Here is an 18,986-nt window from a genome sequence, read left to right on the forward strand (position 1 = left end):
GGATTTTGTTTCCAATTAGTCAATAATTTCAACCTTCCGGATATAGATGTTTTTTAAAGGCCAATCGGCTTCATCGGTCTCAACAGCGGCAATTTTATCAACCACATCCATTCCTTTTGTCACCCTTCCAAAAACCGTGTAATCGCCATTTAAAAAGTGGGCGCCTCCTTTTTGGCTCACAATAAAAAACTCAAAGGGCGATGCTAATTTATGCGGGTTATCAATTTCGCTACTGGGCATCGAAATAACACCACGGTCGTGTTTAAATCCGCGTTTGGTATCGGTTGGCAATAGGTATTTGCCAATTTTAAAACGTTTTCTTGCTGTTTTTTTATCATCACTATTTCCGGCTTGCACTATAAAATTATCGATAACCCGATAAAATTGCGTGCCGTTAAAATACTTTTGCTTTGTTAAAAAAATAAAGTTCGAGCGGTGGTATTTTGTCTCTTCAAACAATAAAATATCAATAGTTCCAAAATCGGTGGTAATGCGCACTTTGTTTTCTTTGTGGTTTTTGTCGTATTCCTGGAAAAAAAACATGGCGTTTTTATCATCGAGTTTAGGGTACTTTCGTTTGTCTTCTAAAGTGGTAACCGTAGGTTTGCTTTCCTTTTTAGGCGTAATTGTTGTGGGTTGTTTTGAAATGGTTTTCTGTTTAGATTGTTTATCTTCACAATTCAAAAAAAATAAAAAAAGTAAAAAGAGTAATTTAAAGCGCATTTAAAATGAATTTTGATGATTTTTTAAAATCAATATCAAAAATAGAAAATATACCGCTTCCAGCCGAAGCTTCTCAACTTAAAATGGTGCCGGGGTTTCGGCAGGAATTATTAAGGCAACAGGAAAAAGCCATTAAAAGCGCCAAAAAAGCAGGTGTAATGGCTTTGTTTTTTCCAAACGAAAATAAAGAAACGACATTGGTTTTAATTTTAAGAAAGACGTATAGCGGCGTACATTCGGCACAAGTGGGCTTTCCGGGAGGCAAATTGGAAGACGAGGATAAATCGTTAAAAGATGCGGCCGTTAGGGAAACCTTTGAGGAAATTGGCGTGCCCATGAGGGATATTAAGGTTGTAAAAAGTTTAACGCAGGTTTATATTCCGCCCAGTAATTTTTATGTGTACCCGTTTATAGGGATTTCTAGAAACACACCAAATTTTATTAAACAAGATGATGAGGTTGAAGCGATTATAGAAGTTGAGTTGCAACATTTTTTAGATGACAAGCAAGTTGTAACCAAAACTGTTTCAGCATCGTATAGTGCTGAAGTTGAGGTGCCTGCCTTTAAATTAAACAATTATGTGGTATGGGGCGCAACGGCCATGATGCTTAGTGAAATTAAAGACCTGTTAAAACAAATGCTCTAGTTTGCAAGATTTAGTACATTTGCGTACTTTAACTAACCAATTTTTTTTGACGCGCGATTTATGGGATTATTTAAACGAAATCCGTTCGGACATATACTTTTTGTAAAAAAATGGCTCATCAGAATTCTTGGAGCTCTTACCCACAGACGCTTTCGTGGGTTTAACGAATTGCAAATAGATGGCTCCGAAATTATCAAAACCTTACCCGATACCAACGTCCTGTTCATTTCAAACCACCAAACCTATTTTGCCGATGTGGTGGCCATGTTCCATGTGTTTAATGCCAGTTTAAGCGGTAGGGTAGACTCCATAAAAAATGTAGGCTATCTTTGGAACCCTAAGCTAAACATCTATTATGTGGCAGCCAAGGAAACCATGAAAGCGGGTTTGTTGCCCAAAATATTGGCCTACGTTGGTTCCATTAGTATTGAGCGCACTTGGAGAGCGGAAGGAAAAGAAGTGAATAGACAGGTGAAAATGAGTGATATTTCCAATATTGGTAAAGCGCTCGACGATGGTTGGGTTATTACATTTCCGCAGGGCACAACCACGCCGTTTAAACCCATTCGTAAAGGTACGGCGCACATCATTAAACGCTACAAACCGGTTGTTGTTCCTATTGTTATTGACGGGTTTAGACGCTCTTTTGACAAAAAAGGACTGCGCATAAAAAAGAAAAACATCCTTCAAACCTTTGAGATAAAAGAACCGTTGGATATTGATTACGATAACGAAACGACCGAGGATATTGTAAAGAAGATTGAATATGCCATAGAGCAGCATCCATCGTTTTTAAAAGTCATTCCACAAAAGGAATTAGAAGTTCAAGAAGAGTTGAACAAAAAGCGCAAGTGGAAAACCTAATATAATTTTAAATTCTTCCAATAGTCTAAACATATTGTTTTTAATCTAGTTTTATTTTTTTAAAGCAGACTTGTAAATATCTTCTACAGGATTTTTAGGAAAACAATAGTTTATGACCCATGATTTAATTATAAATTTTACTCCAACGGGCATGATTCCTACCAAGGACATGACACCGCACGTACCATTAAGTGTTGCAGAAATTGTTGAAGATGTACATCAAGCCTCAGAAATTGGCATTACCATGGCGCATTTACACGCACGCGATGCCTATACCGGAGCGCCCACGTATAAAAAAGAGGTGTATGCCAAAATAGTCGAGGGCATTCGCAAGTATGCACCGGAATTGGTTATTTGTTTATCATTAAGCGGTAGGGATTTTAGCGAGATAGATAAACGCTGCGAACCATTAATGCTTGAAGGGCATTTAAAACCAGATATGGGCAGCTTAACTTTAAGTTCTTTAAATTTCAATAAAACGGCCAGTGTAAATGCCCCAGACACCGTTGTAAGTTTAGCCACTATAATGAAAGAAAAAGGCATAGTTCCTGAGCTTGAGGCGTTTGATATTGGCATGATTAACTACGCCAAATATTTAGAGCGCAAACAAATCATTCAAGCGCCCTATTACTTTAATTTACTGTTTGGCAACATTGCCTGTTCCCAGGCAAACCTGTTACACTCTGGAGTTATGGTTAACGATCTTCCTAAAGATTCACTTTGGAGTTTGGCGGGAATAGGGAATGCCCAACTTAAAATGAATTCGCTCTCCATTGCCGTTGGCGGTGGCGTTCGCGTGGGCATCGAGGATAATATTTGGTATGATGCCGCCAGAACCAAATTAGCAACCAATGCCGATTTGTTAAAGCGCGTCCATTTAATAGCCAATGCAAATGGGCGTAGTGTGATGTCTTCTAAAGATTTTCGGGTTAAAATGCATTTGGAGTCCGGTTTCGGTAAATATGGGCGGAGTTTTAAATAAAGAGTCTTTATGAAAACAAAGGAAAGTCAAAACACACCCACTTTAAAAAAATATTACAACGTCGTTAAAAATGGCCTGTTTCTTTTCGGATTGAGAAACAGATTGGCCAACATTGGCATCGATATCAATCCGTATTATTGGGTTGAAGAAGAATACAAAAAGTGTGAAGTTCCAAAAATAAAAGACGATGCTTCACAATACACTTTAAAATACCTCACCCACGACCAAATTAAATCCATTACACGGCATTACGGCACCTATTACAATGACATACTAAAAGGATTGGAAAAAGGGCAACTCTGTGTCGGGCTCGAACACCATGGCGAAATTGCATGCTACACCTTTGTAGATTTAAAGGATTTTGAATTTAAAGGGCGGGTTTTTAAATTAAAACCTCACGAAGCCTATCTTTTAAACATGTGGACGTTCAGTGAATATCGCGGAAAAAACCTAGCACCATATCTGCGTTACCAAACCTATAGGCTATTGGAAGAGCGTGGCGTAACTACAAAATATAGCATAACGCAGTATTTCAATAAGTCTTCTATAAAATTTAAAAACAAACTAAATTCTAAACATCACTTTCTTTATTTAAGTGTTGTCTTGTTTAAAAAATATAAGTGGAATTTTACTTTAAAAAAGTATTGAACATAACTGTAAAACCGATTATAATTTGGGCGTTACCCCGCTTGGACGCTGAGGCTCCCGAAGCGGGGTCGGGCTTTCCAATACAATCTTTCTGCGAAGCAGTCCTGAACTTGTTTCAGGATCTCATCACTTTAACTCTGTATATTTTATATATAAAGGTAAGAACAAATCAATGCCTCGCAAAAAGGATTTCCATTACAATCCCTAACGCGGATACATCATGTTTTTGGTTTATTAAATAAATGTATAGTGTCTTCAAATTATTATTTGAATTTGTACGAAAAAAATGATACATTCGTTTGGCGTTGAATATAAATCATTTGCCCTGAATTTATTTCGGTATTAAAACGGATTGATTACTTAAAAGCCATTAGACACCATTAAAAACAAATAATGAGAAAAATATTTTACTTTTTACTTACATTAACATTTCTAACTTCTTGTAATGAAAAGAAGACAAACGATTATACAAAAAGCGCAAAATCTACACAAGTTACTTCTAGTCCAACAAAGATTATTTTAAGTATAAAAGGCTATAACCCAAGTGAACATAAAAAATATATTGATATACAAATTATTACTTCTTTAAAACCGATAAGAGAGCAATTAAAAATTTCTGATGACGGAACTGTAAATTATGTGTTTTTAAACCAAAATAAAAAAGAAATAATTTTTGATTATGACAGTAGGACATTTTCATTGATTGTGAGCCCAAATGAAGAAGTATTAGTGGACCTAAATATTAAGGAATTATTGAATTGGTCTAAATTCAAAAATCCTAAAATAAGCGGAACAAATAAAACCACTAACAATTTAATTTTAGCTAATGCATCGTTTATTGATAGCTTAATTAAACAATCAACAAATGCTTTTGTTAAAGATAGTACATTAAACAATATTCGCTATAAAAACAAACGACTATCTGAAATGACAAATCAGTTAAAGGTTTTCAATAAATATGTGTCTGACAAAAAAATTAAAGATAAAATTTTCATCGATTGGGGCAAATCACAAATCAAATATAAAACAGGTTATGACTTAAGCTTATACCTTTTTATGAATAAAAGTAACCGAGATTTAGATGATGAAAATGAATATTTCAGTTTTATAAATGATGTAGGGTTTAATTCCAGCAATGAAATAATATTCAAAGTATATTTAGATTATTTAGAATCGTTAACAGGAAGCTATAATCTAATAGGTAATTGGTGTAATAAATATAAACTAAAAAGGGAAAATTTAAAAAAGCTTTGGCCTACACCATATTTTTTAAAGCTTGAAATACTTAAAAAACTTCCTCAAGGAAAAGATAGGGAAATAATGATGGCGCATCTATTTAAAAACGAAATTGGGCTTTCAAAATACACAGGAAAAGAAATACCTAAAACCTATTTTGACTCTTTAAACCTTTATACTAAACCTGATTACATCTCCCAACTATTAAAAAAACAAGAAGTAGAAAGCAAACCAATTGAGGATTTAATAAAAGAATATGACTTAAACGAAAAGGAGAAAAACGAACTATTAGATTTATATAAAGACACCAAAGGTAAAGTGATTTATCACGATTTCTGGGCTACTTGGTGCGCACCTTGTATGAAAGAATTACCAAACTACAATAAATTAATTGCAACAACCAAAGGGAAAAATGTTGACTTTGTTTTTTATGGAGTGCATATGAAAAAAGACGAGTGGAAAAAGACAATTAATAATTTAGACCTCAATGGAAAACACTATTTACTAACTAAAAATCAATTAGCCTTTTTTGAAAAATATTTTGGAGTGAGCAGTTTTCCTCATCATCAAATAATAAAATCAGACGGAACTATTGGAGAAAAAGTGACTTTTGGAACTTATCCGAATAATTTTGATGTAATAAATGAATTAATTAAAAAACATCAAATTTAAAAAAATAACGGTGGCTAACATCGGTAACCGTTGCGCAACCTCCATAAAAGTTCGTAAAGAACTTCTTTAAGCTCTTTTTATGGCTTTTTATTTTCTATTACTTCATTTCTCAACACAATTCTTTAGTTAATAACTCCTAACAAATCCCTTTTAAAAACCACATCAAAATTCCTATTTTGCGTCTTTAATTTAAAGCTAAATAAGTGAAGGTTTGTATCGCCGAAAAACCAAGTGTTGCTAGAGAAATTGCCTCTGTTTTAGGAGCCAACTCCAAACGTGATGGCTATTACGAAGGCAATGGCTATGCGGTAACGTACACCTTTGGGCATTTATGTACGCTTAAAGAACCCAACGATTATAAACCCTATTGGAAAAGCTGGGATTTAAACAATCTGCCCATGTTGCCCGAAAAATTTGAAACCAAAGTAGTTGCAAATTCGGGCATCCAAAAGCAATTCAACATAGTAAAAAGCCTTTTTGATAAAGCCGAAGTGGTTATAAACTGCGGCGATGCAGGGCAAGAAGGAGAACTTATCCAACGTTGGGTAATGAATGAAGCCAATTACAAAGGCAACGTGTTGCGCCTTTGGATTTCGTCGTTAACCACCGAAGCCATAAAAGAAGGTTTTGAAAACTTAAAACCGGCTTCCGATTACGATAATTTATACTACGCCGGATTTTCCAGGGCCATTGGCGATTGGTTGTTGGGCATGAACGCCACCCGATTGTACACCGTAAAACACGGTGGTTACAAACAGGTATTGTCCGTTGGTCGTGTGCAAACACCAACCTTGGCCATGGTTGTAAATCGGTTTAAGGAGATTGAAAATTTTAAACCACAACCGTATTGGGAGTTGCAAACCCTGTATCGCGATACACTTTTTAGTTACGAAGACGGGCGCTTCCTTAAAAAAGAAGATGGCGAAACTCTAGCCCATAAAGTAAAGGAAAGCGATTTTGAAATTAAATCCATTACTAAAAAGAAAGGAAAGGAATACGCCCCAAAACTGTTCGATTTAACGGGATTGCAAGTGTATTGCAATACCAAGTTTGGTTTTTCGGCAGATGAAACCTTAAAGATTGTCCAAAAACTGTACGAACAAAAAGTAGTGACTTATCCGAGAGTGGATACCACCTTTTTACCAAACGACGTGTATCCAAAAGTTGCGGGAATTCTTCAAAAGCTAACCAATTATTCAAAACTAACGCAGCCGCTTTTAGGAAAGAAAATAAAAAAAACAAGTCGCGTTTTTAACGATAAAAAAGTCACCGATCACCACGCGATCATTCCAACGGGGATTCAAATCAATTTACAATACAATCAGCAACAGGTTTACGATATTATTGTAAAGCGCTTTATAGCGGTATTTTATGATGATTGTACCGTATCGAACACCACCGTTTTGGGTAGTGCGGCAAAAGTTGTTTTTAAAACCACCGGAAAGGAAATTTTGGAAAAAGGCTGGCGCATCGTATTCGAAAACCCAAATGCAAAAGAAAAAGAATCGGGAATTTTACCCACTTTCGAAAAAGGCGAAAAAGGCCCGCACGAACCCTCGTTTTTAGAAAAGGAAACCAAACCGCCAAAGCAGTTTACCGAAGCCTCGTTATTGCGTGCCATGGAAACTGCCGGTAAACAGGTGGACGATGAGGAATTGCGCGATTTAATGAAAGAAAATGGCATCGGCCGCCCCTCAACGCGAGCCAATATTATTGAAACCCTTTTTAAAAGAAAATACATAAAACGCAATAAAAAACAGGTATTGCCAACGGTTACGGGTATTCAGTTGATCGATACGATTCAAAATGAACTATTAAAATCGGCTGAGTTAACGGGCTCGTGGGAAAAACAATTAAAGGATATCGAAAAAGGCGAGTTTAGCGCTGGCGCTTTTATAAAAAACATGAAACGGATGGTCGATGCTTTGGTGTACGAAGTGCGCAGTGAAACCAAACGCGCCAACATTTCGCAGGCTACCGTTATTAAAAACAGAGCCGCAAAAGCAACGGTTAAAAAGCAGGCGGGAATTACGGCCGAGGGTTGTCCCAAATGTAAAAAAGGCCAGCTTTTAAAAGGGAAAACTGCTTATGGTTGCAGCGCTTATAAAGCGGGATGCAATTTTGTATTGCCCTTTAGTTTTGCGGAGAAAAAAATATCTGAAAAGCAGATTATAAGACTGCTTCAAAAAGGAAGTACGGTTAATTTGAAAGGTTTTAAAACCGAAGCCGGAACTGTTGGAGGTTTGTTGCGATTTGATGAAAATTTCAAATTAAAATTAGAACCTAAAAAAACTTCCGCGAAAGCGAAACCAAACGAATTGGCTTGCCCGAAGTGTAAAAAAGGAACGGTTATAAAAGGAAAAACGGCTTACGGGTGCAGCGACTATAAATTGGGATGTGATTTTAAAATGACTTTTGATGAAGTACGAGCGAAAATTAACGGGCAAACACCAACCAAGGAATTGGTTTATAGTATTTTAAATGGAAGCGTTTAAAACGTTTTTTGATTTAATTGGTCAGGTTGAGCTTGTCGAAACCGATCTCGATTATCTATAAGTTAAAACATTTCGACAAAGCCTGTGCTGTGCGCAGTCGAAGTACTCAATACGACATGGCATGAGACTTTTTAGACCGCCTCGTTTTGCTTGCGACTAAAAGTGGAAATTTTGCTGATAAAAAATATGGCCATAAATAAAACAAAACACCGTCATTTTATAATCTATAAACCTTATGGGTATTTAAGTCAGTTTAAAAGCCACGACTCCAAACAGCAATCTAAAAAGTTTTTGGGAAGCCTTTTCGATTTCCCGGAAAACGCCATGGCCATTGGCAGATTGGATGAAAAATCGGAAGGCTTGTTATTGGTTACTACCAATGGTAAAATGAGTGATTTTGTAAATAGCCAAAAAGTAGAAAAGGAATATTACGCGCAGGTTGATGGCGATATTTCAGCGGAAGCTGTTAAGAGTTTAGGGTTGGGCGTAGAAATAGGTTTTAACGGTAAAAAGTATAAAACCAAACCTTGTAAAGCATTTAAGTTGAATGAAACTCCAAACTTGCCAAAACGCTCAAAAAAAATAAGGGACGATAGACACGGGCCAACATCGTGGGTATCGATTACCTTAAACGAGGGCAAATTTAGGCAGGTAAGAAAAATGACTTCGGCCGTTGGTTTTCCTACGTTGCGATTGGTGCGTATTCGGGTTGGCGGTATTGCGCTTGGTAGCATGCAAGTTGGCGATGTGGTTGCCGTTGATGGATTTGAATTATAAAAACCGATTGGTCATTGCGAGGAGCTTTTCGTGACGTGGCAATCTGTTTCTTATTAGTTAACCTTTCTTTTATAAAGCAAACATTAACTTTAGCATTCAATTAAAAAGATTACCACAGTCGTACCTCTTTCGTAATGACGAATTACACTTCCAACTTTTTAAGCTCTTTGTAATTTCGGTTTAATCGTTTTAAAAGAATGCCGTAAACCAACCAGTAAAACAGAAGTAGAATCCCGATAGCGACCACCAATATTAAGATGGTTGCTATTATTATGCCGGCATAAAATTTAAAAGCTTCGCCATTTGCTGCGGCCTTATTGACCTGATCGATAACTTGCTGGTCTCTGTCGAACTCAAGAAACAGAACCACGATGGTGGATACTACGAGATAGATTAAATTAAAGGCAACATATTGTTTTACCGTTTTTCGGGTTTTAAGGATGTTTTCCATTAAAACCTTGGCATTATCGGTGGCCGAAATGGTTTTGTAGTTTTTGTAGAAGAGGTAGAAAAAATAGGCTAAAATAATGTAGCCAATTACCATTAATGGGATGAAAATGGCATCGGCATCGTATTGGTTAAAGCGCTTCATGCTTTCGGAGTCTTTTAAGAAAAAGGATATAAAGGTCCAGAACCCAAACTCCAGTAAGCTGATGATAAATATCCACTTAACGATGGAAGACGATTTTTTTAATATCATCTTGTAAATTTCGTTATAGGTTAATTTTGGAAACGCGTCGTCGCTTTTTTTCCAATCTTTTTTTAATAATTCTAATTCATCCATAATGTTACGGATTTAATATGGTTTTAAGTTTTGTTTTAATCCTGTTCATTTTCACGCGCGCATTCACTTCGCTTATACCTAAGGTTTCACTAATTTCTCTGTAATCTTTGTCTTCTAAATACAAGAAAACAAGTGCTTTTTCAATATCGTTTAATTGGTGTACGGCTTTGTAAAGTGTTTTTAATTGCTGTTCTTCGGTGTCGTCATAATCTTCAGCTTTTATCTTGAATTCAACACCTCCAAAATCCTGCGTGATTATCCTTCGTTTAGATTTTCGGTAAAGCGTAATAGCCGTGTTTAAGCCCACGCGATACATCCAAGTACTAAATTTTGCATCGCCTCGAAATTTTGGGTAGGCTTTCCAAAGTTGTATGGTTATCTCCTGAAATAAATCGTTATGGGCATCATAATTATTCGTATACAACCGGCATACTTTATGAATAATATTCTGGTGCTTTTCTAGCAATTCAACAAAACTATGTTCAAGTTCTTTATTCAATTCGTTGGTTTAGTTATAAGGTAAGTAGCTTAATTATTTAAAATGTTACAGCAACTTATAACAATATTTTTAATTAAGAAAAAAAAGATGAAATGGGTTGTTTGATAATTGCTGATTTTAGCAATTTCTTTTGATAGAAAATAAACTGAAATTTGAAACATCAAAAGCAGATGTTTGCTACGGATTTAGTCTGAAATGAAAAGTGAAATAAATGTGATGGTTAAAAAATTGAAAGATAACCACCGTTTATTTTGCGATTTTTAACTTTTTTGGAAGTTTGTTTATGATGGTTAAATGAATGCTTTGTATTTTTTGTTTTATTTATCTGATATTCAGTATTTTGAATATATGATATAGATTTTGTCTATGATTGCTTTATGAGTCCAAAAACAATAAAAAGTTGAGCGATTGAATAGGTAAGCATGATGCCGATATTTGAAAAAGGCAATGGTTCGTAAAACTTATTTAAAGCCAATAAACTATCCGAAGTTATAAAAAAAAGTGCACCTAAAAAAACTAAAATGTAACTGTTTTTTGGAACAGATCCCTGTCGTAAAAAAGCGGTAACGACCATTAATAAAATAACACCCATATAAACCATTACGGGCAACAGTAAATCGCGCAACCCATCCTTTAAAAAGTAAAATACGGTAGCCGCATAAAGCAGTAATATTATAGTAAACGGATATACTTTTTTTGAATGCTTTCTTTTCCTTAAAAAAACCAAAACATACATAACATGCGCCAATAAAAAAGCAAGCAAACCGTTTATAAAATAATTGGCAGATGCATTTACAAACATTAAAAGCACATCGCCCGTTAGCGAAAATACCAAGGCTAAAAGCGTAAGCCATTTTGTTTTGGCATCAAGATGTTGCGCGTGTTTCCAAAAGAAAAAAATGAGCGAAATTAAAATTAAAGGCTTGGTAAAGTAATGGTACGTGTTTAAACTTTCAACGGAGCCGGCAATCAATTCTGCAATAACAACAATTGAGAAAACTAATGAAAATGATTTTTCGGTTTTGGTTAGCATGTCCATATCTATTTTTTCAAATATATTCAATTCATCATTAAAATTTTACAGTTCGGTTAGTATTAGTTTTTTCAAGCGTGGTTATGTTTCAAATTTGCTCGTGTTGAATTTATTTCAGTACCACATCAACAAAAACGAACAAACCACTAATCAACCTAAAAAATGAAAAAGCTATTATTGATTTTAAGTGTATTTATTACAACTCAAATTACGGCACAAACCATTATCAACGGAAAAGTTACCGATACCAAGGGGCTGCCCATTGTTGGGGCAAACGTTTATTTGGATGCTACTTACGATGGCAGTACCACCGATGAAAACGGTCTGTTTTCCTTTAAAACCGAAGAAACCGGTACGCAAACCCTAATCGTATCTTTTTTGTCTTTTGAAACCTTTACTATGGTTGGCGACGTATCATACATGAAAGATTTAAGCATTAAACTTCGCGAAGATGTAAACACTTTAGATGCCGTTGTGCTATCTGCCGGGACCTTTGCGGCGGGCGATAACAGTAAGGTTAACGTGCTAAAACCTTTGGATGTAGTAACCACTGCCAGTGCGATTGGTGATTTTGTTGGCGCCTTGCAAACCTTACCTGGAACCACAACGGTTGCCGAAGACGGCCGGTTGTTTGTGCGTGGTGGTGAAGCCGAGGAAACCCAGATTTTTATTGACGGTATCCGTGTGTTTACGCCGTATTCGCCAACTACCAATAACACACCAACGCGCGGGCGGTATTCGCCTTTTTTGTTTGATGGCATCACCTTTTCAACGGGTGGCTATTCAGCGGAATTTGGGCAATCCTTATCCAGTGTATTGCTATTAAATACCATTGACGAACCCGACCAAGAAAAAACGGATATTGGCATAATGAGTGTTGGCGCAACATTGGGCAACACCCAAAAATGGAATAAAAGTTCAATTAGCGTTAATGCGTCCTACATCAATTTAGCGCCTTATATCGCTTTGTTTCCAGATAGAAACGATTGGAAAAAACCTTTTGAAACCCTTTCGGGCGAAGCGGTATTCCGTAAAAAAACAGATGCGGGTTTAATTAAATTGTACGGGGCTTTTGATACCACAAATTTTGAACTCACCCAAGAAGATATCAATTACAGTGAAGGATTGGATTTTAAATTGAAAAACAAAAACCTATATGTTAATGGCTCGTATCAAGGGGCATTAAACGCTAATTGGTCGTTATTCGGAGGGGTAAGTTATACCCACGGGAACAACAAAATCGATATTATGGATCGTGATATTGAGGATTTTGAAAACGCGATACACATCAAACTGAAATTTAAAAACCGAATAAGCAACCGTTTCAAACTGTATTTTGGCGCAGAGTATTTTGCAACGGATTTTGATGAAACCTATGCCGATGATACGGTTAGTCGGGTAAGCTACGGTTATAACGATAACATTGCGGCAGCCTTTGCCGAAGCCGATATTTTTATATCGAAAAAATTAGCGTTTAAAACGGGTTTACGTGCAGAATACACCGAAATTTTCAAAGATTTTACTGTGGCTCCTAGGCTGTCGTTGGCCTATAAAACCTCAGGGAAAAGCCAGTTGTCTTTGGCTTATGGTAATTTTTACCAAAATCCGTCGAGTTATATTTTAAAGTTCAATCAAAATTTAAAACCCCAAAAGACATCGCATTATATTTTTAACTATCAGTACAATGCCGATAGGCAATTGTTTCGGGCCGAAGCGTATTATAAAAGATATGATGATTTGGTGAAGTTTAATGACGAGTTTCCAGATTTCAACAGCAATTATAATAGCAATGGCAGCGGTTTTGCAAAAGGCATCGATTTCTTTTGGAGAGACAGTAAAAGCATTAAAAATTTTGATTATTGGTTAAGCTATTCGTTTTTGGATACCAAGCGTGATTACAGGAATTATGCCGAAAAAGCACAGCCAAATTTTGCAAATACACATAATCTTTCGGTAGTTGGTAAATATTGGATTAACGATTGGCGCAGTCAAGTTGGTTTTAGTTACGGGTTTGCTTCGGGCAGAACCTACACCAACCTAAACCAGCCTGGGTTTTTAAACAACAAAACCAAAGCTTATAACAGTTTAAGCATTAATTGGGCCTATTTAATAAGTCCGCAAAAAATCTTGTACGCCTCGGTAAATAATGTGTTGGGATTTAAAAATATTAATGGCTACCAATATGCAAATACACCAAATGCGAATGGCCATTTTGAAAGACGTGCGTTGCAACCTGCGGCCGACCAATTCTTTTTTGTTGGTTTCTTTTGGACCATTAGCGAGGATAAAAAGAGTAACCAGTTGGATAATTTGTAGAGGAGATTTGTTTACCAGTCTCATATTAGAATACTGCGTAGTTTGAGTTAAAGGATTTTCTGAAGGAAAATCGGATGCAAGCAAATAATCACTAATCTTTAGATTTAGGAATAAACTTATGTATTATTTTTGTACAATTTTAGGTACTGGTTTTTATATTAATTCTATTTTTTTGTATTCATTAATTATCTTGAACTGTCCCTCATAAAGTACTTCCAAATCTGGATTAGAAGTTTTTGTTCCTTTCCAATAATCAGTTGCTAAAGTTTTCCATTCCTTAATACTGTGTAATTCCGTCTTTATGTATTCCGCGTCTGCAATGTGTCTTTTACCTTTAGGAGATAATTCAAGTTCTATTATTCTCTTTTTTGGGTGTTTTTTAAAAGTATCCCACCAACTTTCAAGTGTGTCAGTTGTGCATAACCAAATGCACTTTTTTCTTGATGGAAGTAAAGGGTTTACTTCAAGTCTAACTTGCTCAAACGTATCTTCTCTTATTAATTTTAAATGTTGAAAATGTGATTTATACAGTTCGTTTGATAAACCTTCGTAGTCAATTAGTAAATCTTGAACTTTATAGAAAAGGTCTTCATAGTTTTTAGATTCGTAGTCTAGATTATCCATCCATTCAATTTCTATAGTTTCTCCAGCTCTTTTAATTAATCTTTTGCCTTGGAAATTAAATTTTGAAATATTTTCGATGCCATTGAGAATATCTCTGTAAAAATTATTAAAGCCTGTTTTTTCAGAATCTCCTTTTCTCCATTCTTTTCGAATACCATTTAAAATCTGAATATGAAAATATCTCATAAATTCTGTTCGTAAGTCAACTTGCACCTAATGGCTCGTGGATATACGTCGTTTTAATGTTTTATATCAACCACTAAACAAACATATCAATTTTTTCGCACAAAATCAAACTTAAAATTCACATTCAAAAACCACCCACACATGATAAATATCATAGTATTTAGTTGGGTTTTATAATAATTTTAATGGTATAAAACGGATTAGTCATGAAACCCAAAAAAAACCCAGAATTAGAGATAGGACGAAACAGTAGCCTGTACTTTGCCATAGGTTTAAATGTGATGCTGCTTATGTCCTGGCAAGCTTTAGAGTACAAAACTTACGATAAAGATCTTGCAACCATCGATATATTGGATGTTGATGAAGAGTTAGAGGAAGATATCCCTATTGTAAACCTCAATACGCCACCGCCGCCACCGCCACCGCCGCCAGTAGTTGTTGAAACCATTACTATTGTTGAAGATGTTGAAGATGTGGAAGAAACTATAATTGAAAGTTCTGAAGCCAATCAAAACGAGGCTGTTGAAGAGCGTATTATAGATGTTAGTGAAGTTGATGTTGAAGAGGTTGAAGAAGACGTAGAAGTATCGTTTGCAGTCATTGAGGACGTGCCTGTTTTTCCAGGCTGCGAAGGATTGTCGAAAAATGAAACGAAGGATTGTTTCCAGCAAAAAGTACAAGAGCATGTTAGAAAGAATTTTAGATATCCGCAAACGGCTCTGGAAATGAATATTCAAGGACGTGTGTCGGTAATCTTTGTTATCGATTCTAAAGGACATACAACCAATGTAAGATCCAGAGGTCCAGATAGAATTTTAGAAAAAGAAGCCGAACGTATTATTGGCTTGTTACCAAAAATGATTCCAGGAAAACAGCGTGGTAAATCTGTTAAAGTAAGTTATGCTGTACCTATATTTTTTAAACTTCATGAAGGTTAAAATAGGGTTTTTTTAAATGGTTTTATCAATGTGAGAAAGAGGTTGTTTAAAGTAGACTTTTTAGGCAACCTCTTTTAATGCCAGTGTTTTACGGCATCATGGTGTAAAATTACCTTTCTGAAGGCATTTGGCGCTTTCTCGTTTAATAGTTTTAAGCCATCGCCGGCATCAATCAATTCCTGAAAATTTTTCTCGCTGGCCTCGTATTGCGCTTTGTTTTTATAGGTTGTAATAAGCATAAAAGTATAGGGCGTTTTGGCCGTTGGTTGGGTTTCCAACAATTGGTAAGAGGTAATAAAGCCTTTTTCAATAGCTTTAATGCGTAGCTGTTGCCAATTGTTTTGATAGTAAAAAAGAGCTTCGGCTTTGTTTTTATTTAAAACCTGTACATAATCTATCATGGAAACATGAGCGGATGATTGGCTTATTCCCATATAAAATGTGAGCAAAACCGCAATGAGAATTGTTTTTTTCATAGTTAGTTTGTGTTTCGAATTTTCTTCAATGTAATAATTTTTGCGAGCCAATATTTAAAGTTTAACATTTCGTCTACAAAAAATAACAATTCGGTAAGTTGCTTTTTTAAAGATTGGTTTTCTGCTTGATATTTGTTTCATCATTAACAGTATAAAAACCAAACTTATGAAACATTTAATTATTATCGCAGCACTTTTAGTATCAGGACTAATGCATGCTCAAACCAATTACGAAAAAGGTATGCAAAAGGCCTTTCAGCTCTGGGGAAGCAACCAACCCACCGAAGCAGCCAATTTATTTGAGCGTATCGCAAAAGCTGAACCGGACAACTGGTTGCCATTGTATTACGCCGCACAAATTAATATTGTAAAGAGTTTTGGCGAAAAGGATGAAGAAAAACTGTCGGCACAACTTAAAAAGGCGCAAAATTTAATTAACGATGCCACGGCCATTTCAAAAGACAACCCGGAAATTTTGGTGCTGCAAGCCTTATTGCACACCGCTTGGGTAGCTTACGATGGCGCCACTTACGGCATGACGCTTTCGGGAAAAGTAGTGGAATTATACACAAAAGCAGCACAAATAGCACCCAAAAACCCGCGTGTGGTGTTTAGCAAAGCAGAGTGGGACATGGGAGGTGCACGTTATTTTGGGCAAGATACCACGCCATTTTGTAAAGATATAGAACGCTCTATAGAACTTTTTGCTAACTTTAAGCCAGAAACACCGTTTCATCCTAATTGGGGAAAAGAGCGCGCGGAGCAAGTACTAAAATCTTGTGAAAAGTAAATTATACACTAAAAAAAACACATGAAAAATTCTGTTAAAAATATCATTATAACATTTGTTATTGGGTGCGCTGTATTTGTAGTAGCCAACTTTATTTCTGATGGCTTTGAGTTTGATAGCGTAAGTGATTTTCTAATAGATTTTTCATTTTATCAGCTGTATTCTTTTGTGCTTGGGTATTCCAATATGTATTTTTTTGGTTATATGGATGGCCGCCAATGGAAAAAAAACGAGACCGTAAAGCGGATTGTTTTTGGTGTTTTTGGATCCACGGTAATCACTTTAATAGGCTTGTTTTTTCTTCGAGCTTCCACATCGGTATTTTATGTGGGCAATACATTTGAAGCTTTTTTGGCCAACGAAAAACTTAAATATTACCAGTTTGGGTTGTGGGTAACCTTAACCATTGTTGCCATTTTTCATGTTATTTATTTTTATAACAGATACCAGCAAAACAAAATAAAAGAGCAAAAGGTTATTGCAGGTACGGCAAGCGCTAAGTTCGATGCTTTAAAAAATCAGTTGGATCCGCATTTTCTGTTCAACAGCTTAAATGTATTAACCAGCTTAATTGAAGAAAATCCGGATAACGCCCAAAAATTTACCACATCGCTATCCAAAGTATACCGCTATGTTTTGGAGCAAAAAAACAAGGAATTGGTAACGGTTGACGAGGAGTTGCAATTTGCAAAAACCTACATGTCGTTGCTAAAAATGCGGTTCGAGGACAGTATCGTTTTCAGTATGCCCGAAAAAGCATCAAACCCAGAAAGCAAAGTGGTACCGCTATCGTTGCAATTGCTTTTGGAAAACGCCGTAAAGCACAATATGGTAACATCAACCAAACCCTTGCACATTAAAATTTACGAAGACCGAGACAATCTGGTAGTCGAAAACAATTTGCAGCCCAAACAAATAGTAAAAAAGAGCAGTGGAGTGGGCTTAAGCAATATTATGCAACGCTATGATTTATTGACCAACCGAAAAATAAATGTAAACAAACAAGCCAATAGGTTTGCGGTAGCCATACCTATGCTTACAAAACAAATATCAATTATGAGAACAGAACAAACATCATCAACATTAGACGACAGCTACATGCGTGCACTAAACCATGTTGACGAGCTTAAAGCCTTTTACTATAGCCTAATATCGTACTTTTTGGTTATACCATTTTTAATATTTATCAATTACAAAACCTCATGGGGATTCCAGTGGTTTTGGTTCCCCATGTTTGGTTGGGGCATTGGTTTGGTCATTCAAGCCTTTAAGGTTTTTGTAAACGATGGCGCATTGGGCAGAAATTGGGAAAAACGTAAAATGGAAGAGTTTATGAAAAACGAAAAAAACAATTGGGACTAAATAATATAACAATCATGGAAAGATTACCAGATATAGAAACCAACAAAAAAGCGATAAGAGCCCGCAAGCGTGTTGAAGCCATAAAAGGCTTTTACCAACACCTTTTAGCATATTGTTTATTTACGCCGTTCACCATTTTTATTAACTACAAAACCTACTGGGACTATAAATGGTTTTGGTTTTCGGTTATAGGCTGGGGTATTGGTTTGGCCATTCACGCCTTTGTGGTTTTTGTTCAAAAAGGATTTTTTGGAAGCCAGTGGGAAGAGCGCAAAATAAAAGAAATAATGCGTAAAGAAGAAAACCGGTGGGATTAAAACATTAAGATTATGGAAGATTATAAATTAGAACCTTACCAAAATAAAAATTTTGAAAAAGAACAAGCATACGTCCGTGCAAAAAAACGTGTAAAAGAGCTTAAAGGCTTCTATTGGCACGCCTTTTGGTACGTTGTGGTTAACATTTTCATTATAGCCATGGTCGTGTCCAATAATGGCAATCTATGGCATTTCGGCACCTTTTCAACCGCTATTTTTTGGGGCATTGGCCTGGGCTTTCACGCGCTTGGGGTGTTCGGAAAAAACCTCGTTTTCAGTAAATCTTGGGAAGAGCGGAAAATCAGGGAGTATATGGATAAAGATAAAAAACAATGGAAGTAATTTGGGCGTTACCCTGCGGGTCGGGCTTTCCACTTTATCTTTTTAAAACGCCATTGCGAAGAAGGAACAACTTTGGCAATCTGCTTAATTTTAGTTTAATGCTATTTTCGTTTTATCAAGTTTTAAAAAGGATGCCGTTTCAATCCCTAACGCGGGGTTAGTCCGCAATCGGCAGTAAGCAGTCGCAGTCGGTACAGCATATTTAAAGAAACAAGTTGATAAAACATTCGTGAATTCGTGGCAAAACAAATAGATTTCCTTCTTCAAGGAAATGA

At 36.1% G+C, this 18,986-nt stretch carries 19 protein-coding genes; 13 read left to right on the forward strand and 6 right to left on the reverse strand.

Annotation, left to right across the window (positions count from 1 at the left end; genetic code table 11):
• Nucleotides 1-15: 15 nt before the first annotated feature.
• Entirely contained in the window at nt 16-723 is a 708-nt protein-coding gene (locus ACN5J7_RS04990) for a peptidylprolyl isomerase (RefSeq protein ID WP_311941432.1), read from the reverse strand.
• 5 nt (nt 724-728) lie between these two features.
• Between ACN5J7_RS04990 and ACN5J7_RS04995 the strand changes: the two genes are divergently transcribed.
• The 7 genes from ACN5J7_RS04995 to ACN5J7_RS05025 all read left to right on the forward strand — a co-directional run bounded on the left by ACN5J7_RS04995 (nt 729) and on the right by ACN5J7_RS05025 (nt 9,044).
• The gene (locus ACN5J7_RS04995) at nt 729-1,370 is read left to right on the forward strand and encodes an NUDIX hydrolase (RefSeq protein ID WP_311941438.1); all 642 of its coding nucleotides are present in this window, start codon (nt 729-731) and stop codon (nt 1,368-1,370) included.
• 60 nt (nt 1,371-1,430) lie between these two features.
• Nucleotides 1,431-2,234, forward strand: a complete 804-nt coding sequence (locus tag ACN5J7_RS05000; RefSeq protein ID WP_311941442.1) for a lysophospholipid acyltransferase family protein — start codon at nt 1,431-1,433, stop codon at nt 2,232-2,234.
• A 112-nt stretch (nt 2,235-2,346) separates the two neighbouring features.
• On the forward strand, nt 2,347-3,216 hold the full coding sequence (locus ACN5J7_RS05005; RefSeq protein ID WP_418603065.1) for a 3-keto-5-aminohexanoate cleavage protein: 870 nt from the start codon (nt 2,347-2,349) through the stop codon (nt 3,214-3,216).
• Nucleotides 3,217-3,225: 9 nt separating this feature from the next.
• A complete protein-coding gene (locus tag ACN5J7_RS05010) occupies nt 3,226-3,864 on the forward strand; it encodes a hypothetical protein (protein ID WP_418603066.1) in 639 nt (212 codons plus the stop codon).
• A gap of 393 nt (nt 3,865-4,257) precedes the next feature.
• The gene (locus ACN5J7_RS05015; RefSeq protein WP_418603067.1) at nt 4,258-5,772 is read left to right on the forward strand and encodes a TlpA family protein disulfide reductase; all 1,515 of its coding nucleotides are present in this window, start codon (nt 4,258-4,260) and stop codon (nt 5,770-5,772) included.
• Nucleotides 5,773-5,975: 203 nt separating this feature from the next.
• Entirely contained in the window at nt 5,976-8,267 is a 2,292-nt protein-coding gene (locus tag ACN5J7_RS05020) for a DNA topoisomerase 3 (protein ID WP_418603068.1), read from the forward strand.
• Nucleotides 8,268-8,453: 186 nt separating this feature from the next.
• Complete coding sequence (locus ACN5J7_RS05025) at nt 8,454-9,044, forward strand: pseudouridine synthase (protein ID WP_418603069.1); 591 nt, start codon at nt 8,454-8,456, stop codon at nt 9,042-9,044.
• 142 nt (nt 9,045-9,186) lie between these two features.
• Here the strand turns inward: ACN5J7_RS05025 and ACN5J7_RS05030 are convergent, their stop codons facing one another.
• The 3 genes from ACN5J7_RS05030 to ACN5J7_RS05040 all read right to left on the reverse strand — a co-directional run bounded on the left by ACN5J7_RS05030 (nt 9,187) and on the right by ACN5J7_RS05040 (nt 11,390).
• Nucleotides 9,187-9,828: a hypothetical protein gene (locus ACN5J7_RS05030; RefSeq protein WP_311941458.1), complete on the reverse strand. Its 642-nt coding sequence runs from the start codon at nt 9,826-9,828 to the stop codon at nt 9,187-9,189.
• A gap of 4 nt (nt 9,829-9,832) precedes the next feature.
• Nucleotides 9,833-10,327, reverse strand: a complete 495-nt coding sequence (locus ACN5J7_RS05035) for an RNA polymerase sigma factor (protein ID WP_418603070.1) — start codon at nt 10,325-10,327, stop codon at nt 9,833-9,835.
• 364 nt (nt 10,328-10,691) lie between these two features.
• Complete coding sequence (locus ACN5J7_RS05040; RefSeq protein ID WP_418603071.1) at nt 10,692-11,390, reverse strand: lysoplasmalogenase; 699 nt, start codon at nt 11,388-11,390, stop codon at nt 10,692-10,694.
• A 132-nt stretch (nt 11,391-11,522) separates the two neighbouring features.
• Here ACN5J7_RS05040 and ACN5J7_RS05045 point away from each other — a divergent pair, with 132 nt between their 5' ends.
• Entirely contained in the window at nt 11,523-13,676 is a 2,154-nt protein-coding gene (locus ACN5J7_RS05045; protein ID WP_418603072.1) for a TonB-dependent receptor, read from the forward strand.
• A 153-nt stretch (nt 13,677-13,829) separates the two neighbouring features.
• On the opposite strand, the gene ACN5J7_RS05050 is transcribed toward ACN5J7_RS05045, so the two are convergent.
• Nucleotides 13,830-14,486 (reverse strand): DUF2441 domain-containing protein, encoded by a 657-nt coding sequence (locus ACN5J7_RS05050; RefSeq protein ID WP_311941472.1) that lies wholly within the window; start codon nt 14,484-14,486, stop codon nt 13,830-13,832.
• Nucleotides 14,487-14,692: 206 nt separating this feature from the next.
• Between ACN5J7_RS05050 and ACN5J7_RS05055 the strand changes: the two genes are divergently transcribed.
• Nucleotides 14,693-15,424: an energy transducer TonB gene (locus ACN5J7_RS05055; protein WP_418603073.1), complete on the forward strand. Its 732-nt coding sequence runs from the start codon at nt 14,693-14,695 to the stop codon at nt 15,422-15,424.
• Nucleotides 15,425-15,498: 74 nt separating this feature from the next.
• On the opposite strand, the gene ACN5J7_RS05060 is transcribed toward ACN5J7_RS05055, so the two are convergent.
• Nucleotides 15,499-15,900: a hypothetical protein gene (locus tag ACN5J7_RS05060; RefSeq protein WP_418603074.1), complete on the reverse strand. Its 402-nt coding sequence runs from the start codon at nt 15,898-15,900 to the stop codon at nt 15,499-15,501.
• Nucleotides 15,901-16,066: 166 nt separating this feature from the next.
• Between ACN5J7_RS05060 and ACN5J7_RS05065 the strand changes: the two genes are divergently transcribed.
• Genes ACN5J7_RS05065 through ACN5J7_RS05080 form a run of 4 tightly spaced genes read left to right on the forward strand, consistent with a single transcriptional unit; the run spans nt 16,067 to nt 18,711 of the window.
• Nucleotides 16,067-16,690 carry a tetratricopeptide repeat protein gene (locus ACN5J7_RS05065; RefSeq protein ID WP_418603075.1) on the forward strand — a complete coding sequence of 208 codons (624 nt, stop codon included), beginning with the start codon at nt 16,067-16,069 and terminating at the stop codon, nt 16,688-16,690.
• A gap of 21 nt (nt 16,691-16,711) precedes the next feature.
• Complete coding sequence (locus tag ACN5J7_RS05070; RefSeq protein ID WP_418603076.1) at nt 16,712-18,052, forward strand: histidine kinase; 1,341 nt, start codon at nt 16,712-16,714, stop codon at nt 18,050-18,052.
• A gap of 14 nt (nt 18,053-18,066) precedes the next feature.
• Nucleotides 18,067-18,369 carry a 2TM domain-containing protein gene (locus tag ACN5J7_RS05075; protein WP_311941487.1) on the forward strand — a complete coding sequence of 101 codons (303 nt, stop codon included), beginning with the start codon at nt 18,067-18,069 and terminating at the stop codon, nt 18,367-18,369.
• Between the two features lie 12 nt (nt 18,370-18,381).
• Complete coding sequence (locus ACN5J7_RS05080; RefSeq protein WP_311941490.1) at nt 18,382-18,711, forward strand: 2TM domain-containing protein; 330 nt, start codon at nt 18,382-18,384, stop codon at nt 18,709-18,711.
• Nucleotides 18,712-18,986 lie beyond the last annotated feature (275 nt).

The organism is Hwangdonia sp., assembly GCF_048381975.1.
Taxonomy (GTDB): Bacteria; Bacteroidota; Bacteroidia; order Flavobacteriales; family Flavobacteriaceae; genus Hwangdonia; species Hwangdonia seohaensis.

What these genes read in the sequence shown, in the direction of transcription:
- ACN5J7_RS04990 (WP_311941432.1), bottom strand. Translation starts at nt 723, where the DNA reads ATGCGCTTTAAATTACTCTTTTTACTTTTTTTATTTTTTTTGAATTGT.
- ACN5J7_RS04995 (WP_311941438.1), top strand. Translation starts at nt 729, where the DNA reads ATGAATTTTGATGATTTTTTAAAATCAATATCAAAAATAGAAAATATA.
- ACN5J7_RS05000 (WP_311941442.1), top strand. Translation starts at nt 1,431, where the DNA reads ATGGGATTATTTAAACGAAATCCGTTCGGACATATACTTTTTGTAAAA.
- ACN5J7_RS05005 (WP_418603065.1), top strand. Translation starts at nt 2,347, where the DNA reads ATGACCCATGATTTAATTATAAATTTTACTCCAACGGGCATGATTCCT.
- ACN5J7_RS05010 (WP_418603066.1), top strand. Translation starts at nt 3,226, where the DNA reads ATGAAAACAAAGGAAAGTCAAAACACACCCACTTTAAAAAAATATTAC.
- ACN5J7_RS05015 (WP_418603067.1), top strand. Translation starts at nt 4,258, where the DNA reads ATGAGAAAAATATTTTACTTTTTACTTACATTAACATTTCTAACTTCT.
- ACN5J7_RS05025 (WP_418603069.1), top strand. Translation starts at nt 8,454, where the DNA reads ATGGCCATAAATAAAACAAAACACCGTCATTTTATAATCTATAAACCT.
- ACN5J7_RS05030 (WP_311941458.1), bottom strand. Translation starts at nt 9,828, where the DNA reads ATGGATGAATTAGAATTATTAAAAAAAGATTGGAAAAAAAGCGACGAC.
- ACN5J7_RS05045 (WP_418603072.1), top strand. Translation starts at nt 11,523, where the DNA reads ATGAAAAAGCTATTATTGATTTTAAGTGTATTTATTACAACTCAAATT.
- ACN5J7_RS05050 (WP_311941472.1), bottom strand. Translation starts at nt 14,486, where the DNA reads ATGAGATATTTTCATATTCAGATTTTAAATGGTATTCGAAAAGAATGG.
- ACN5J7_RS05055 (WP_418603073.1), top strand. Translation starts at nt 14,693, where the DNA reads ATGAAACCCAAAAAAAACCCAGAATTAGAGATAGGACGAAACAGTAGC.
- ACN5J7_RS05060 (WP_418603074.1), bottom strand. Translation starts at nt 15,900, where the DNA reads ATGAAAAAAACAATTCTCATTGCGGTTTTGCTCACATTTTATATGGGA.
- ACN5J7_RS05065 (WP_418603075.1), top strand. Translation starts at nt 16,067, where the DNA reads ATGAAACATTTAATTATTATCGCAGCACTTTTAGTATCAGGACTAATG.
- ACN5J7_RS05070 (WP_418603076.1), top strand. Translation starts at nt 16,712, where the DNA reads ATGAAAAATTCTGTTAAAAATATCATTATAACATTTGTTATTGGGTGC.
- ACN5J7_RS05075 (WP_311941487.1), top strand. Translation starts at nt 18,067, where the DNA reads ATGGAAAGATTACCAGATATAGAAACCAACAAAAAAGCGATAAGAGCC.
- ACN5J7_RS05080 (WP_311941490.1), top strand. Translation starts at nt 18,382, where the DNA reads ATGGAAGATTATAAATTAGAACCTTACCAAAATAAAAATTTTGAAAAA.